The following is a 16,084-nucleotide window of genomic DNA, read 5'->3' as shown; positions in this document are numbered from 1 at the left end:
ATGGATATAACTCAAAAGTTGAGTCAATTGAAGCAACAACAGCGCTATAGAACCTTGAAAGAAGTACATCATATCGAAGGTAAGACGATTCGTTTGGGAGAACGTGATTATATAAACTTTACTTCGAATGATTACTTAGGTTTAGCGCAACTTCCGCTCAATATTAAAGATTTCAGTTCTTATATAGAAGAATTTGGTAATAATTTAGCGAGTTCACGCCTCGTAAGTGGCAACTCAACGTTATATACAAAAATTGAAGAATTATTGAGTCAGCACTTTAATTTCGAAGATGCGGTAATTATGAATAGTGGATATGATGCCAATTTGGCGCTGTTCAATGCCTTTAAAGGTGAAGACGTCATTGCATTCTCAGATAGTGAGAATCATGCGAGTATTATCGACGGGCTGAAATTGAGCCGTATTTCCAAGGAAATATATCCTCATTTGAATTATCAAGATTTAGAGCGACGGTTAGCAGCACATCCAAATAGTACGAAATTGATCGTGACAGATAGTGTATTTTCAACAAACGGTGACTTAGCAGATATTGAATATTTGGTTGAGTTGAAGCGTCAGTTTCCGAATACTTGGCTGATTGTCGATGATTCGCATGGACTCGGGTTAGATTTCTTTGACGATTATCAGAATATATATGTAGTTACTGCCAGTTTGTCTAAAAGTGTAGGTGCACACGGTGGCGTTATACTGTGTAGCGAGTTATTCAAAGAACTTCTTGTAAACACTGGCCGTGCATTAATTTATTCTAGCAGTATGCCTACGACGAACCTATATTTTATCTTAAGAAACATACAAGCTATGATAGATGAACCTAATAGAAGGCAACATTTAAAGCACTTGAGTCGTTACTTTAATGAGCAGTTATTTGCTTGTTTAGGTAAAAAGTGTGCACTAGAGACACCGATTAAAAGTATTGAATTTGATAATCATGATGAAGCGGAAAGTTATTATCAAGCTTTAATGGGAGCTGGAATCTTGGTGAGTTATTTCCGCTATCCGACTGTCAGCCATCCGACTTTACGTTTTTCGTTAACCTATTATCATCAAAAATCAGATGTCGATCGATTATTTCAAATCATTTTAAAACAGAAAGAAGATGAAGAAACAGATGTTTAGTGTGAAGATGCGCGCGACCCAAGACAATGAACATATTAGTGGTGCGGAAACGATATGCGAAGAACAAGATATTGAGACAGCGATACAACATTTTTTTAGAAAAGGGTTCAATCATCAAAATGGTAAAAGTGATTTCCTGAATCTTAAGATTGAACAGGTGACGGAGCCTTTAATTCAACTTTCTGCTCTTCAAATTATTGATGAAAAACATGTGGATTTAATGAAATTATGTGCAGAAAATGGCATAACTAAGCAAGCTCTTGAACGAGGTTTGGATTACATCCATGACGACACACGGTACACAGGCGCGCTCATTCTATCGGCACAAACAGGAGAGCGTTTAGATCAGACTGGTAAGCGTGGCGTGCGTGCCACTCGCTTTTGTTTCAAAAACACTCAAAAACATATTCAGTTGAAAGAACGCGTTCAAGATTCTCTATCGTTGGCAACGATACTGACACATCACGACGCCGTCCAAGGAGAACTATGCGTTTCGGATGACCTGCATTATACTACGGGTTACTTTGCGACAAAAAGCTCAGGATATCATCGATTATATAAAGTTAAAGAAGATAATAGTCGTGCAGGTGGACGTATTGTTTTCGTTGAGGACAGTCTAAATATCGAAGACTATACAGAATTTCTAGAATCGGTGCCGAAACAGGTGAATTATTAGAGGTGCTCGGTGAATTTTAGGAGTTTAAGACTGCGGGTGTAGTAGGAATTTAAGTTCTTGCTCCCTTTTTATAGGGGGTAAGAACTTTAAATTTATAAACTATAAGTAACTTTAATGAAATGTTATAGCAAAATTGTGGGAAAAGAGAGAGGTAAATCGAGACAATTTTTAGAAAATTAGAAATTGTTATTGACTCATGAATTTAGTTTACATAAAATTAACTTACTCTTATCTACATATTACGACTACAGCAAGGAGGAGGTAAGATGATTGAATTTAGGAATGTAAATAAAATCTTTTATAAAAAGAAGGAAAAAATACATGCACTTAAGGATATATCTTTTACTGTGAAAGAGGGAGACATCTTTGGTGTTATAGGATACAGTGGTGCTGGTAAAAGTACATTGATACGTTTGGTTAATCAACTCGAACGTGTCTCATCGGGGCAAGTGACAGTCGATGGACACGAACTTGATACATATAGAGAAAAAGAATTGAGAAGAGTTAAAAAAGATATAGGAATGATTTTTCAACATTTCAATTTGCTGAATTCTGCGACAGTTTTTAAGAATGTAGCTGTGCCGTTAATTTTAAGCAAAAAATCGAAAAAAGAAATAAGTGAAAAAGTTATAGAGATGTTGGAGTTTGTAGGATTATCTGATAAAAGAAACCAATATCCAGATGAATTATCAGGAGGTCAAAAGCAACGCGTAGCCATTGCACGTGCACTAGTTACTAATCCTAAAATACTATTATGTGATGAGGCAACAAGTGCGTTAGATCCTGCTACAACAGATTCAATTCTCAAACTACTAAGAAATGTGAACGAAACATTTGGAGTCACTATATTACTTATTACTCACGAAATGAGTGTGATTCAAGAAATATGTAATCGAGTAGCAGTAATGGAAGACGGTGAGGTAGTCGAAATCGGTTCTGTAAAAGATGTGTTTAGTATACCTCAAACACAAACAGCTAAAAATTTCGTTTCAACTGTTATAACCACTGAACCTCCGAAAGAATTACGTGAAGCGTTCAATACGGTAGAATCAAGTAATTATACTGATTATAAATTATTTTTAGATTCTAAACAGATAATACTGCCAATAGTTAGAGAATTAGCAGATAAGTATCAGGTGGATATCAATATATTATTTTCATCAATGTCAACGATACAAAAAGAAACAGTGTGCTATTTATGGTTGAGATTTGAACATAATCCTCACTTTAAGATAGAAGATATTGAATGCTATTTCGATGAACAGCACATTCGGTATGAGGAGGTGCTTGCCTAATGTTTGGTTCAAGTATTGATTCGTCTCAACTCATTCAAGCTTTATACGAAACATTATACATGGTTACCGTCTCACTTATTATAGGTGCAATCATTGGTATTCCTTTAGGTGTTTTATTAGTCATTACTCGAAAAAATGGCATATGGTCTAATGTATTTTTATATCATTTGCTTAATCCAGTTATTAATATTTTAAGGTCAATACCATTTATTATTCTACTTATTGCTATTGTTCCTTTTACCAAGCTACTCGTTGGTACTTCTATAGGGACAACGGCTGCTATCGTTCCACTGACAGTTTATGTAGCTCCATATATAGCGCGTTTAGTAGAAAACTCATTGTTAGAAGTAGATGAAGGTATTATTGAATCGGCGAAAGCGATGGGAGAATCCCCGATTCAAATCATTCGTTATTTTTTATTACCTGAAGCATTAGGTTCAATTATATTAGCTATTACTACAGCGATAATTGGATTAATTGGTGGAACTGCTATGGCTGGTGCAGTCGGAGGCGGTGGTATTGGTGATTTAGCTCTAGCATATGGTTATCAACGTTTCGATACGATTGTCATTATCATTACTGTAATTGTACTAGTGATATTAGTTCAAATTATCCAATCTTTAGGGAACTTTCTTTCTAAGCGTATTCGTCGTAATTAGTTTAATAAACTGGTTTTAGTTACAAGGTTAAAAGCGATTATAGGAGGATTCAACAACATGAAAAAATTGATTATATTATTGATTGCAGCATTATTAGTATTTTCAGCGTGTGGTAGTAATAATAAAAAAGTAGTATTGGGTGTCGCTTCAAATGACACTAAAGCATGGGAGAAAGTTAAAGAATTAGCTAAAAAAGATGGAATTGACTTAGAAATTAAACAATTCTCTGATTACAATGTACCTAACAAAGCATTAAGTGATGGAGATATTGATATGAACGCTTTCCAACATTTTGCATTTTTGAATGAATACAAGAAAGCACATAAAGATGCCAAGATTTCAGCAGCAAGTACAACAGTTTTAGCACCATTAGGTATATACTCTAAGAAAATAAAAAATATTAAAGATGTTAAAAATGGTGCTGAAGTAGTAATCCCTAATGATGTTTCTAACCAAGCGCGTTCATTAAAACTTTTAGAAAAAGCAGGGTTAATTAAATTAAAAAAAGACGCAGGATTAACGGCTTCTCCTAAAGATATTGAAAATAATATTAAAGACTTAAAGATTAAAGTGGTTGATGCGCAACAAACTGCTCGTGCTTTAGATGATGTGGACTTCGCTGTAGTAAATAATGGGGTAGCTTCGAAAGCAGGATTAGATCCTAAAAACGACCCTATTTATTTAGAAAAAGCAAGTTCAGACTCAGTAAAACCTTATATTAATATTGTGGCATTGAATGACAAAGATAAAGATAATAAAACATATAAAAAGTTAATTAAGTTATATCATTCTAAAGAGCCTCAAGAAGCGTTGAAAAAGGATACTAAAGACGGAGAAAAACCAATCAATTTATCACAGAAAGAAATTGAAGATATAGAAAAAAGCTTAGAAAAATAATTTAATGCGGAGATATTCATAATTAGGCTTTATAGAAACAAACAAGTGAGACGAAAATTAGAATTCGTCTCACTTATTTCTAACTAATTAAAATTAACATCTCCAGAATCGTTATCAACATTAATGACATGCGTTCCATTTCCAACTTTACCATTTTTCAATTCATTTCTTTCTATATTCATATCTCCCGAATCATTTTTAGAGTTTATTTTAGTATCTTTGAGCGCTTTATCATAACTAAAGTTAACATCGCCGCTATCATTTGTAATATCCATTGGGATGTCTATAGGTGTGTTTGAAACATTAATATCTCCAGAGTCGTTATCAAAATGACCTTTCTTAAACTTAGACTTCTCTATATTTATATCTCCAGAATCGTTATTTGCTGAAAGTTTACCTAAGTTACTATTTGTAACTGATATATATCCAGAATCATTATTAAGTGTAGTATTCTCACTATCTAACTCATTAATTGATGTGTATAAGGAGTAGGAGTTTAACTTTGTATTTTTAAGTTGATGTGGCACAGTGACTTCAATCGTATTTTCGTTATTATTAAAAATATTGAAAGAGATAACTTTTTTCTTCATACTATTTGAGATGTTTAAAGTACCTTTATTGTTAACTGCTTTCGCATTTACCTTGTCTTTAGGTCCGACGATTTTCACGTGAAACTTTTCGCCTTTTTTAATCTTCACATCACCGGAACTACTTTCGATATTTAAATTTTTAACATCACCTTCTATATTTTTATCTACTAATGTAGAACTTTTAGTATGCTTAGCTTCTTCTTTCATATCTTTTAGTCCCAGAAATCCAAACACGACAGCGAGGATAAACCCAACTACAAAGACGATACCTAATATCTTTCTCATGCTGAAGCACTTCCTTTCACGACATGAATGTTCCATTTAAGATATTTGATAAATAGTTTGCTAATCCATTTTACAGCTACAATCAATACGACGATGAGCATCATCAATACGCCGATACTTGCGATGGTGATGTATATGTCGCCGTGCTCTACGGGTCCGTGTTCAGGGTTCACTGCTTTGACGATTAAAAAGACTGGGAACATGAGTAGGGTGATTCCGATTGCTACGAGTCCGATTAAAATCATTAGTAAGAAGAATGCGGGAATGAGCACAATAAAGAAGTTGAGTAAACTTAAGCCCATGACTGCAAGAATGGCTTTACCAATGTTCTTAGAACCGCCCTCTGATTTCGCGCTTTCCACAGCTAACGTCGCATTCAATTCGCGCGCAAGTTGCTTCGGATTGCCGAGCTCGCGTGCGATTTCTTCTTCAGATTTACCGTCTTTCTGACCACTAATGAAATGCGTTTCATATTCAGCTAGCACATCTTGGCGATCTTCTTTAGTGACGTGCTTGAGATGCTTATCCAACTGCTTCAAATATTCATTTTTAGTCATTAATCTCACTCTCCTCTAAAAATAAATCAATTGCTTCAGTGAAACTGCGCCATTCGTCGAGTAACGTAGCTAAACGCGCCTGGCCGCTTTCGGTAATACTGTAGTATTTACGCGCCGGACCTTCAGTAGACGCTTTGAAATACGTTGTGAGGTAATCGTCTTTAACGAGGCGGCGCAATAATGGATAAACTGTGCCTTCTGAAATGCTAATTCTTGGTGTGATGCGTTGCACTAAGGAATATCCATATTGATCTTCGCCCTGAATAATCAACAAGACGATGAATTCCAAGGCACCTTTCTTAAATTGTATGTTCAATATTTAGACCTCCACATCATTCAGTATTAAACATTGTATAGTAGTGACATATTTAATATAGCACCTACTATTATACATTGCAAGGTACTGTGTTAAATATAGCTAAAATCATTTTACTAAAACGCGAAATAGCGCACTTTCAAGCCGCTTAAATCGAGTTATTGAACAGTTAAGAATTAGTTAAGAATGATTAATAAACAGTTAATGGGATTCGGTGACCATCCAGATTAAGATAAGAATTGTAAAAATTAAATGAAAGAAGGAACTCACAATGAAAATTAAATCACTACTTATCTCTACAACTGTTGCAACATCTCTACTACTTGGGGCATGCGGAAATATGGACGACGACAAAGATATGAAGAAATCTGATGACAACAAGATGGAAAGTAAAATGGATAAAAAAGACAACATGAAAGATTCAAAATCTAACAAAATGATGAAAGAGGGCATGTTTAAAGGCGAAAATAAACAAATGGTCGAAGGTAAGGCGATGATTAAAGACAACAAACTCATGCTCACTGATTTCAAATCTTCAAAAGGTCCCGACTTACACGTGTATTTAACGAAAAATGGCGACGTTAAAAATGGTATGAAGATCGACAAAGTAATGTATGACAAGAAAGAACAAACTTTCGATCTTAAAGACGTCGATATGAAAGATTATGATAGCGTAACGATTTATTGCGATAAAGCACATGTCGTATTTGGTAATGCGATGTTGAAATAAAGAATGAGAAATTGCTCCCCAAAAGCAGCTAAATTCTTAGAAACTGAACTTTGACCTCAGTAAGCGGTAGGAATGAGATAGGATGTGATGACACTACAATCAGTTCTATCTCATTTTTTAATAATAGAAAGGACGAGGGTATCAATGTTGAAATTAATTTGGAAAGTGGTTGTCTTACTCATACGTTTAGGCTCTGGAATCGTGATTCTAAAACAAGGTTTCGAGAAATTGACCGGGGGATTTGCGGTAGATGGACTCGTTCCTGTTATTCAGTCGAACCAAGATTCACCCGACTGGTACAAATACTTCTTTAGTCATGTCGTCGCGCATCAATTAGAGCTATTTCACTGGATGATTCCGCTGGGCGAAATTGCGATAGGTCTTGGATTGATTTTGGGCATTTTATCATATTCTGCCAGTTTCTTTGGTGTATTTGTGATGTTAAATTATCTTCTCGCAGATATGATATTTACGTACCCATTACAGCTATTTTTCTTTATAATATTGTTAATGAATAAAGAGACGTTACAGACGCTGAGTTTGTCACACTTCTTTAAGAGATCACAGCTAAGGACTGATAAGGATGGAACATATACTAATCGTTGATGATGAAGAGGCGATTCGCGACATATGTAAGACATACTTCGAGTTTGAAGGTTATCAGGTTTCGACAGCTGCGAATGGTCAAGAGGCCATTGCGTTGTTGACCAATGAAATCGATTTGCTCATTCTCGATATTATGATGCCGGAGAAGGACGGCTATGCAGTTGTTCAAGAAATGAAAGCGATGCAGCTCGATATTCCATATATTTATCTCACTGCCAAGACGACGGAATCTGAGACGATTTATGGTCTCATGTTAGGGGCTGATGATTATATTAAAAAGCCATTTAGCCCCCGTGAACTTGTAATTCGTGCTAAAAATCTTTTGGCACGTGTAAACAAATCGTCCCGTTCTCAAGAAACGTTAGCGTTGGGTTCACTGACGTTGAATAATGTGACGAAAACGGCGACGGTTAATGGTGAAGTTATTAATTTTCGCGTTAAAGAATTTGAATTGTTATGGTATTTCGCAACACACGTGGATGAGGCGCTATCAAAGACAGATTTACTCGAACAAGTTTGGGGCTATGAATATTATGAAGATATGAATACTCTCAACGTCCATATTCACAGAATTCGTGAGAAATTGGATGTGCATCATTATGAGGATTATGAAATTAGTACAGTTTGGGGACTGGGTTACAAGTTCCAGAGGAGGGGTTAGATGACGATACGCAAACAGTTATTCATATCTTTCATTAGTTCCATCGTCATTTCTACACTTTTTCTTCTTGTGCTTTATAAAATGATGTGGTTCGACGTTCATCAAACACTTGTATTAACGGCATTTTCACTTATATCCAGTTTGATCACTGTAATGATAGCGATGACTTTCCTTGTACCTACGATTCATCGGTTGGAAAAGTTGAATCTACAAACTCAGAAAGTGTCTGAAGGGTATTTTAATATAGAAAAAATTGATATTCACACGCCTCGAGAATTGAGTGAACTTAACGATTCCTTTCATTATATGGTCGAACGCGTACAGGATCAGATGACTCAAATTCAAGAGGAACAAACGGAAAAGGTACATATGATACAGAATCTCGCGCATGATTTAAAGACGCCGCTAGCTAGTATTAAATCCTATTCCGAAGCGTTGAAAGATGGTGTAATTCAAGGGGAAGAACCGGAAAGGCACGCACATCAAGTGTTGATTGACCAAAGCGAACGATTGAGTCAAATGTTTGATGATTTAACTGCCGTGGTGACGCTAAGTGATGCTTCAAGACCCCAATCAGCCATTCAGATGGATCAGTTACTCCTTCCTATCTTTGATGCCTTCCAACAACGTATCGAAGAAGAGCACCGCCAGTTAGATTTGAGAATGCCTAAGCAGATACCTCGTTTCCAACAAGACAAGGTCGCTTTAGAACGGATTATTTCAAATTTGATAGACAACGCATTGAAATTCTCAGATTCAGGTACACCGATTATTGTAGAAATTAAGGAAGATGATACACATCAAATTTCTGTTTCTGTCATTGATCAAGGGATAGGTATTGCGGAAGATGACATCGCACATGACCGTACTTATCGCGTAGAACAATCTCGAAATCTGCAAACAGGAGGTTCTGGCCTCGGCCTGTATATTGCGCAATCTTTAGCTGAACAGATTGGCGCAAGTATAGAAGTTGAAAGCGAACTTGGAAAAGGGACGAAGATGATGGTGAAATTTCCAATGATAGAAGAAACGAGTTAAATTATTGAGTTACGATAGTTGAATTATCGTAGCTCTTTTTTCGTTTTTGAAAAAAACAGACTGCTCTGTTATAGATGTAGTTTTTACTTCAATGCACAATTCAGTATCGCAAATTAGAAAAGTGACCCACTCAAACTAAGGTCGAAATAAATTTTTTTAATTTTTTTTCGTAAGAGTGAAAGCAAATGGATAAGTAGTTGACCGCTATCAAAGTTCGTTTAAAAGAGTCTCTTCGTTATATATTACAAAACTGTATTGTATTCAATTAAGTAATGTCTACATATCCAAAACGACTCTAATCTGTTAAATTTAATTGATTTGAGTAAAAAAATAATCTTTATTTCCTCGTAATCCTGAATTTTACTGAGTTTGAATTAAGTGACAGAAAAATTAGTGAACCTAAGTATATTGATTTACACATATCAACAAATTCAAATGAAATAAGAATAGTTACATAAACCATTTCTGATTTTATACAAAAAGTTAACTATGAAAAACATTAACAAATGTAAGTAATTCTATTCATAAATAAATGTGTAGATATCTGTTTAGTTTCGTGGTACATTGTGGTAGATAAAATTATAGTCTCTATTTCATTAGGGAATAAACATTTTACATTACCAATAATTTCGGGGGTAGTTAATTTGAGAAAGAGAAAACCACAAGGAAAATTAGATTTCATTCCGAACAGAAATAACAAATACTCTATACGACGTTTCACAGTCGGTACAGCATCTATCTTAATTGGTGCGACACTTGTATTTGGTATCAATAATGATGCGAAAGCGGCTGAAACGAACGATGCACAAAGTAGTGTGAGTGCAAATGATAGCCAAAGTTCGAGTGACGATTCTAATCATTCAACTACATCTCACGACACATCATCACAAGAGACAGCACATGATCCTCAAGTAAATAACGACACAAATCAAGATAATCAATCACCACAAGAATCAAATACTGAAGAAACTGCTCAGTCATCACAAGATTCTAACGAAACTTCACAACCTTCTTCCTCTCAATCACAAGCTTCAGATGATCAAAGTAATCCTTCACAAGATGACGTAGATCAGCCAGCCTCAGATGCTGATGACGTACATAAGTCAGACGCTAAACAAGCTACAACTGACGAAGACGCAACTGATAAAAATGCTTCTGACGACGAGACAAGTAATGATGATTCACATGTAAACGAAACTGAAAAACAGGATCAAGCTGACAATCATTCAACTAAAGATGACGCGGATAAACAAGACACGTCTGACGATAACGTTTCAAACGACAACGCTGCTGAGTCTGACAAAGAACAATCTAGCGACGATGATAAAGGTAAATCTGATAATGAAGCTAAAGATGATTCACAATCAGCTGATGAAAATTCGGATAAAAATAGTCAAAAAGAAGAACAATCTAAAAAAGGTTCAGATAAAGCAGAGTCTGATAGCGAATCTCAATCCAATGAAGATAAGTCTGATGAAGATAAATCTGAAGAAAAGCAAGCTGATGACAAATCAGATGAAGATCAGACAGACGAAAAGTCTGACGATAAATCATCTGATAAAGAAACAGAATCAGATGAAGATGACTCAGAAGCAGTAGAACAAGGAAAAGACAAATCAGATAACGAAAACCAAGACACAAAAGATACAAAAGCTTCAGATTCTGACGAGAAAAAAGACGAATTACAATCTAAGTTAGACGACACAGATTCTAAAGGTAAAGAAGACACAGTTAATGATTACTTGAAAGACCAACTTGGCGACGAACAAGCGAAATCTGTGCTTTAAGATGCAGACATTGATTATGACAAAGATTCCAATGCGACAATTTCAGATAAAGTATTGAAATCTGCTTTAATCCAATTCGCAAATCAAAAAGATAAAGATTCACCACAAGCCATTCGTCCAGGTTCAGCATTCTTTAGTGCTTATTCAACGGAAGCTGTGACACGTGCAGCGAAAGATACGAAAGTCACTAAATCTTTAGGTTATGAAGATAACTATACTTTTGCGCAAATGATGTTTGATCCAGATAGCTTAGATAGTGATGAGGCTAAGAAATCAACGACGATTCCATTCAAGATTCACAATTATATGTCAGGATCTAACTCTTTAGATAGATATAAAATTGATTTGAACTTGGATCCACGTCTAGCCAAACACGTTACAAAAATCTCAGCTAATCCAATGAATAGAAGTACACCCGTTGAATTCAAACGACTTAAAAATGAAAATGGCGAATTGACAGACACTTGGGAAGTCAACTATATTCGTGCGGAAGGCGGTCTCTTTGGTGGTGCGACTATCTTAGCGACTTACACAGCTGAGAACGGTAAAATTGAACTTGATGATACCGTTGAAAATATTTTAAAAGAGGAAAACCTAGAGAACGATAAGTTAAACTACCATATCTATGTACGAAATGATGAAACAAATAAAATTATTCGTACAGCAGAAAATAGTGGTTACTTCTTAACAGATGTTGATAAAGAGCTCACTGATAAAGAAAAAGATTTATCTGATGCTAACCAGAAATCTTTCCTAGGAAGTTCAGGTTCTGTTCAATATAATCAAGATATTGGAGAACATGGTGGTTTGTTGCTAGATCAAACCATTATGAAAAATAGCATTTTCAGCTACAACTTGTATGCTGATAATAAAGAGTGGACATACAACTATCAAATTGATAAAGACCTTTTACCATACATTTCAGGAGCTGAACTCCATTTGCATGATTATGAAGGTTTGTCAGGTTTCAATAAAGATTACAATGCAAAAAATAAGGTTGCAGATCTTTCATTAGATAAAGATGGTAAAGGTTCAATTACAGCTAAAGATATGAACAAGTTGATTGAATTTAACAACTCAACTCCTGAGCCAATCGGTATTCGTATCGTCTTGAAATTCAATCAGAGTCCTAACAACATTTTAACTAAAGATGCAGAATACGATGATGATGGAAATCTCATCCGTGAAACGTGAAACAAAAAGAACTCTTCAACTTCAACGGTTACTTAACTGATAACAAAGGTAAACTCATCAATAACACGCTTGGTACATCAACGCTTGCAATCCAAGACTATGATAGAGATGGCTTACTCGATAACTATGAACGTCAAAATACACATTCTGATCCATTCAACCCTGACACTGATGGTGACGGCAAGAATGACGGCGACGAAGTAGTGAACTACAAGACATCTCCACTCGTAGGCCAACCGAAAGCATCTGATATTACTACAGATGACACAGTAGTAAGTGGTTCTGTGCCATTGAAAGACGGTGCAGCGACTCAAACTTCGAAAGTTATCAATTCAGATGGTGAAACAGTTGGTACAGGTACAGTAAACGCTGATGGTTCCTTTAGCGTAAATATTCCTAAAACACCAGAAGGTACGTACACTATTGCGATTGATTCACCTGACTACGATAACGACGAGACAAACACATTCAAGATTGTAGACACTTCTAAAGTGTCAGCACCAACAATCAATCCAGTTAGCGATAAAGACAATGAAGTTATCGTTAATGGTACAGGTGGTTCAACTGTAACGGTGAGAGACAAAGATGGTAATACAGTCGGTACAGTTGATATTCCTGATGGTCAAAGTTCAGGTACGATTCACTTAGACAATCCATTGAAAGCAGGTACAGAATTGACTTCTACTGCTAGTAAAAATGGAAAAGAAAGTGATCCTTCAGACACAGTGACAGTTGATGATAAGACTGCGCCAAACCAACCAACAATCGACGAAGTAACTACAAATAACACGTCAATTAGTGGTAAGGCAGAAGCAGGCTCAACTGTTCACGTGAAATTACCTAATGGTGACACGGTGAATGCAAAAGCTAATGATGAAGGTGAATATTCTGTAGATCTTCCAAAAGATCTTGAACTCAACGGTGGCGACAATATCACAGTCACTTCTGAAGATGATGCAGGTAATATTTCTGAGTCAAATAGCACGAAAGTTATCAATAAACGTGCACCTGAAGCACCAACAATCAAACCCGTTTCAAGTGAAGATAAGTCACTTACATGTACAGCGAAAGCCAACACAACTGTAACAGTTGAATTCCCAGATGGCTCAACGCTAGATACACAAGCCGATGATCAAGGTAACTACACAATCGATCTAGGTGACAAGAAACTAGACGGTCGTGAAACATTGAAAGTCACTGCAACAGAAGATGGTAATACTTCACCAGCTACGACAACTGTAGTTAAGGACGATACAGCACCTGATGCCCCTACAGTAAACGATGTGAGTAGTGAGGATAAAATTGTAGAAGGTACAGCTGAACCTAACTCAATCGTTACCGTGCATTTTCCAAATGGTACAGATGTTGAATCACATGCAGGCAAAGACGGCCGTTATAACGCCGAAATCCCAAGCGACTTGAAGCTCAAAGGTGGAGAAAAAATCACTGCTACAGCAAAAGACATTGACGGTAACGTATCTAAAGAAGGTTCTACTACTGTAGAAGACAAGACAGCACCTGATGTTCCAACAGTCGTAGGTGTGAATAGTACAGATAAAGAAGTAACAGGTACAGCCGAACCAGGCTCAGAAGTAACTGTACACTTCCCTGACAATAAAACAGGTACAGCGACAGCAGACGACAATGGTAATTACACTGTGAAGATTCCTGACGATGTTACTCTCAAAGGCGGCGAGAATCTTGATGTAACCGCTAAAGATAAAAAAGATAACGTCTCTGAACCAGCACATACTGTAGTATCAGATAAGACAGCTCCAGATGCACCTGAAGTTAAAGATGTGAATAGTAACGACAATAAAGTGACTGGTACAGCTGAACCAGGCTCAACTGTGAAAGTGACGTTTCCTAATGGCGGAGAGTCTGAAGGTAAAGCAGACGATCAAGGTAACTTCAGTGTAGACATTCCTAAAGATGCTCATCTTAAAGGTGGCGAACAACTGAACGTTATTGCTGTGGACGATAACGACAATACTTCAGCGCCAAGTTCTGTCACAGTAGGAGACAAGACTGCACCAGACGCACCAACAGTTGATGATGTGAACAGTACGGATAAGACTGTCACAGGTGAAGCGGAACCAGGTTCTACAGTGAAAGTTTCATTCCCTGGTAACAAGACTGGTACAGCAACAGCCGATGATAACGGTAAATACACAGTAGATATTCCAGATGACGTTGAATTAACTGGTGGCGAAGATCTCACAGTTACAGCGACAGACAAAGATGACAACGAGTCTGAAGCTACTCATGTAACAGTTGAAGATAAAACGGCTCCAGAGAAACCAGAAGTCAACAAAGTAACTAGTAATAGTGACAAGGTTACAGGAACTGCTGAGCCAAATTCAGAAGTTACGGTTACATTCCCAGGTGGACAACAGACGAAAGCGACAGCAGACAAAGATGGTAACTTCACTGCAGGCTTACCAAAAGGTGTGACACTTAAAGGTGACGAAGAACTTCAAGTTACTGCTAAAGATGCGAATGGTAATACTTCTGAAACAACTGAAGTTACAGTTAAAGATGAAACAGCACCAGACGTTCCACAAGTGAATGACGTAACTACAGATAGTAAGAAAGTGACAGGTAGTGCTGAACCAAACTCAACAGTGACAGTTCACTTCCCAGGCGACAAAACTGGCACAGCAACAGCAGATAAAGACGGAAACTATACTGTAGACATTCCAGAAGGTGTCGAGTTAAATGGTGACGACGAAATCAGTGTGACTGCCGCAGACAAAGACGGTAATACGTCAGATGCGAAGACAGTAACAGTTACTGACACAACAGCGCCGGACAAACCATCTGTGGATGATGTAACAAGTGATAGCAAACATATTACAGGTCAAGCTGAGCCGAAATCTACGGTAACTGTGACGTTCCCAGACGGTACAACTGCGACAGGTGAAACAGACGATAACGGTCGTTATACAGTAGATATTCCTGAGAACATTGACCTTAAAGGTGAGGAAGAGTTAAACGTTACAGCAACAGATAAAGCAGGTAATACTTCTCAAGCAGAAACTAAGACTGTAACAGATACAACAGCTCCAGAAATACCTAAAGTAGATGGCGTAACAAGCGCTGATAAACACATTACAGGTACAGCAGAGCCAAATTCTCACATTAAAGTCACGTTCCCAGATGGCACGACAGCAACAGGTGATACAGACAAAGACGGTAACTTTACAGTTGAAATCCCTAGCAAAGTAGATCTCAAAGGTGGCGAAGAGTTAACAGTTACAGCTACTGATGCGCATGACAATGAGTCTACGCCAGCGAAACTTCCAGTTGCAGATAAAACTGCGCCAGACAAACCATCAGTTAAAGGTGTAAATAGCACAGATAAAGAAGTGACTGGTAAGGCAGAACCAGGATCTACAGTTAAAGTTCACTTCCCAGGAGATAAAACAGGTACAGCTACTGCTGATGAGGACGGAAACTACACTGTTAAAATTCCTGACGAGGTCAACTTACAAGGTGGCGAAGAACTTGAAGTCACTGCGACAGATAAAGCAGGTAATACTTCAGATAAAGCAACAACAACAGTGGCAGATAAAACAGCACCAGATGCGCCAACAGCGAATGATGTGAATAGTGAAGATGACACTATTAAAGGTAAGGCTGAGCCAGGATCAGAAGTT

The 16,084-nt window shown here is 37.0% G+C and carries 15 protein-coding genes; 12 read left to right on the top strand and 3 right to left on the bottom strand.

Annotation, left to right across the window (positions count from 1 at the left end; translation table 11 throughout):
- The 5 genes from CD039_RS09750 (at position 1) to gmpC (ending at position 4,661) form a co-directional block, all read left to right on the top strand.
- Positions 1 to 1,134, top strand: a complete 1,134-nt coding sequence (locus tag CD039_RS09750) for an aminotransferase class I/II-fold pyridoxal phosphate-dependent enzyme (protein ID WP_103372146.1) — start codon at positions 1 to 3, stop codon at positions 1,132 to 1,134.
- The gene (locus tag CD039_RS09745; protein WP_103372145.1) at positions 1,127 to 1,810 is read left to right on the top strand and encodes a 6-carboxyhexanoate--CoA ligase; all 684 of its coding nucleotides are present in this window, start codon (positions 1,127 to 1,129) and stop codon (positions 1,808 to 1,810) included. The genes CD039_RS09750 and CD039_RS09745 overlap by 8 nt, the downstream gene beginning before the upstream one ends.
- Before the next feature lie 266 nt (positions 1,811 to 2,076).
- Positions 2,077 to 3,105: a methionine ABC transporter ATP-binding protein gene (locus CD039_RS09740; protein ID WP_103372144.1), complete on the top strand. Its 1,029-nt coding sequence runs from the start codon at positions 2,077 to 2,079 to the stop codon at positions 3,103 to 3,105.
- On the top strand, positions 3,105 to 3,764 hold the full coding sequence (locus tag CD039_RS09735; RefSeq protein WP_103372143.1) for a methionine ABC transporter permease: 660 nt from the start codon (positions 3,105 to 3,107) through the stop codon (positions 3,762 to 3,764). The genes CD039_RS09740 and CD039_RS09735 overlap by 1 nt, the downstream gene beginning before the upstream one ends.
- A gap of 57 nt (positions 3,765 to 3,821) precedes the next feature.
- Positions 3,822 to 4,661 carry a dipeptide ABC transporter glycylmethionine-binding lipoprotein gene (gmpC, locus tag CD039_RS09730; protein WP_103372142.1) on the top strand — a complete coding sequence of 280 codons (840 nt, stop codon included), beginning with the start codon at positions 3,822 to 3,824 and terminating at the stop codon, positions 4,659 to 4,661.
- Positions 4,662 to 4,744: 83 nt separating this feature from the next.
- Here the strand turns inward: gmpC and CD039_RS09725 are convergent, their stop codons facing one another.
- The 3 genes from CD039_RS09725 to CD039_RS09715 are packed head-to-tail and all read right to left on the bottom strand — an operon-like array spanning position 4,745 to position 6,409.
- Positions 4,745 to 5,536, bottom strand: a complete 792-nt coding sequence (locus tag CD039_RS09725; protein ID WP_167386259.1) for a DUF4097 family beta strand repeat-containing protein — start codon at positions 5,534 to 5,536, stop codon at positions 4,745 to 4,747.
- Complete coding sequence (locus CD039_RS09720; protein WP_103372140.1) at positions 5,533 to 6,093, bottom strand: DUF1129 family protein; 561 nt, start codon at positions 6,091 to 6,093, stop codon at positions 5,533 to 5,535. Before CD039_RS09720 ends, CD039_RS09725 begins: the two co-directional genes overlap by 4 nt.
- The gene (locus tag CD039_RS09715) at positions 6,086 to 6,409 is read right to left on the bottom strand and encodes a PadR family transcriptional regulator (RefSeq protein WP_049411610.1); all 324 of its coding nucleotides are present in this window, start codon (positions 6,407 to 6,409) and stop codon (positions 6,086 to 6,088) included. Before CD039_RS09715 ends, CD039_RS09720 begins: the two co-directional genes overlap by 8 nt.
- 271 nt (positions 6,410 to 6,680) lie before the next feature.
- Here CD039_RS09715 and CD039_RS09710 point away from each other — a divergent pair, with 271 nt between their 5' ends.
- The 7 genes from CD039_RS09710 to CD039_RS09680 all read left to right on the top strand — a co-directional run.
- A complete protein-coding gene (locus tag CD039_RS09710; RefSeq protein WP_049407432.1) occupies positions 6,681 to 7,139 on the top strand; it encodes a DM13 domain-containing protein in 459 nt (152 codons plus the stop codon).
- A gap of 147 nt (positions 7,140 to 7,286) precedes the next feature.
- Positions 7,287 to 7,745, top strand: coding sequence for a DoxX family membrane protein (locus CD039_RS09705; protein ID WP_390612096.1), 459 nt, complete (start codon positions 7,287 to 7,289; stop codon positions 7,743 to 7,745).
- Entirely contained in the window at positions 7,723 to 8,406 is a 684-nt protein-coding gene (locus tag CD039_RS09700) for a response regulator transcription factor (RefSeq protein ID WP_103372138.1), read from the top strand. The genes CD039_RS09705 and CD039_RS09700 overlap by 23 nt, the downstream gene beginning before the upstream one ends.
- Positions 8,407 to 9,444: a sensor histidine kinase gene (locus CD039_RS09695; protein WP_103372137.1), complete on the top strand. Its 1,038-nt coding sequence runs from the start codon at positions 8,407 to 8,409 to the stop codon at positions 9,442 to 9,444.
- 644 nt (positions 9,445 to 10,088) lie between these two features.
- Positions 10,089 to 11,231 carry a YSIRK-type signal peptide-containing protein gene (locus CD039_RS09690; RefSeq protein WP_167386258.1) on the top strand — a complete coding sequence of 381 codons (1,143 nt, stop codon included), beginning with the start codon at positions 10,089 to 10,091 and terminating at the stop codon, positions 11,229 to 11,231.
- Between the two features lie 54 nt (positions 11,232 to 11,285).
- Positions 11,286 to 12,425: a hypothetical protein gene (locus CD039_RS09685; protein WP_103372135.1), complete on the top strand. Its 1,140-nt coding sequence runs from the start codon at positions 11,286 to 11,288 to the stop codon at positions 12,423 to 12,425.
- A partial coding sequence (locus CD039_RS09680) for an Ig-like domain-containing protein (protein ID WP_240595137.1) occupies positions 12,422 to 16,084 on the top strand: 3,663 nt, incomplete at its 3' end. The genes CD039_RS09685 and CD039_RS09680, both read left to right, overlap by 4 nt.

Origin of the sequence: Staphylococcus argensis, from assembly GCF_002902305.1 — a bacterium.
In the GTDB taxonomy this organism is placed as follows: domain Bacteria; phylum Bacillota; class Bacilli; order Staphylococcales; family Staphylococcaceae; genus Staphylococcus; species Staphylococcus argensis.
This window is presented reverse-complemented; position numbering and strand designations above follow the sequence as displayed.

Excerpts from the sequence above, each read along its gene's own strand:
- CD039_RS09750 (WP_103372146.1), top strand. The coding sequence starts at position 1 with ATGGATATAACTCAAAAGTTGAGTCAATTGAAGCAACAACAGCGCTAT.
- CD039_RS09745 (WP_103372145.1), top strand. The coding sequence starts at position 1,127 with ATGTTTAGTGTGAAGATGCGCGCGACCCAAGACAATGAACATATTAGT.
- CD039_RS09740 (WP_103372144.1), top strand. The coding sequence starts at position 2,077 with ATGATTGAATTTAGGAATGTAAATAAAATCTTTTATAAAAAGAAGGAA.
- CD039_RS09735 (WP_103372143.1), top strand. The coding sequence starts at position 3,105 with ATGTTTGGTTCAAGTATTGATTCGTCTCAACTCATTCAAGCTTTATAC.
- gmpC (WP_103372142.1), top strand. The coding sequence starts at position 3,822 with ATGAAAAAATTGATTATATTATTGATTGCAGCATTATTAGTATTTTCA.
- CD039_RS09725 (WP_167386259.1), bottom strand. The coding sequence starts at position 5,536 with ATGAGAAAGATATTAGGTATCGTCTTTGTAGTTGGGTTTATCCTCGCT.
- CD039_RS09720 (WP_103372140.1), bottom strand. The coding sequence starts at position 6,093 with ATGACTAAAAATGAATATTTGAAGCAGTTGGATAAGCATCTCAAGCAC.
- CD039_RS09710 (WP_049407432.1), top strand. The coding sequence starts at position 6,681 with ATGAAAATTAAATCACTACTTATCTCTACAACTGTTGCAACATCTCTA.
- CD039_RS09700 (WP_103372138.1), top strand. The coding sequence starts at position 7,723 with ATGGAACATATACTAATCGTTGATGATGAAGAGGCGATTCGCGACATA.
- CD039_RS09695 (WP_103372137.1), top strand. The coding sequence starts at position 8,407 with ATGACGATACGCAAACAGTTATTCATATCTTTCATTAGTTCCATCGTC.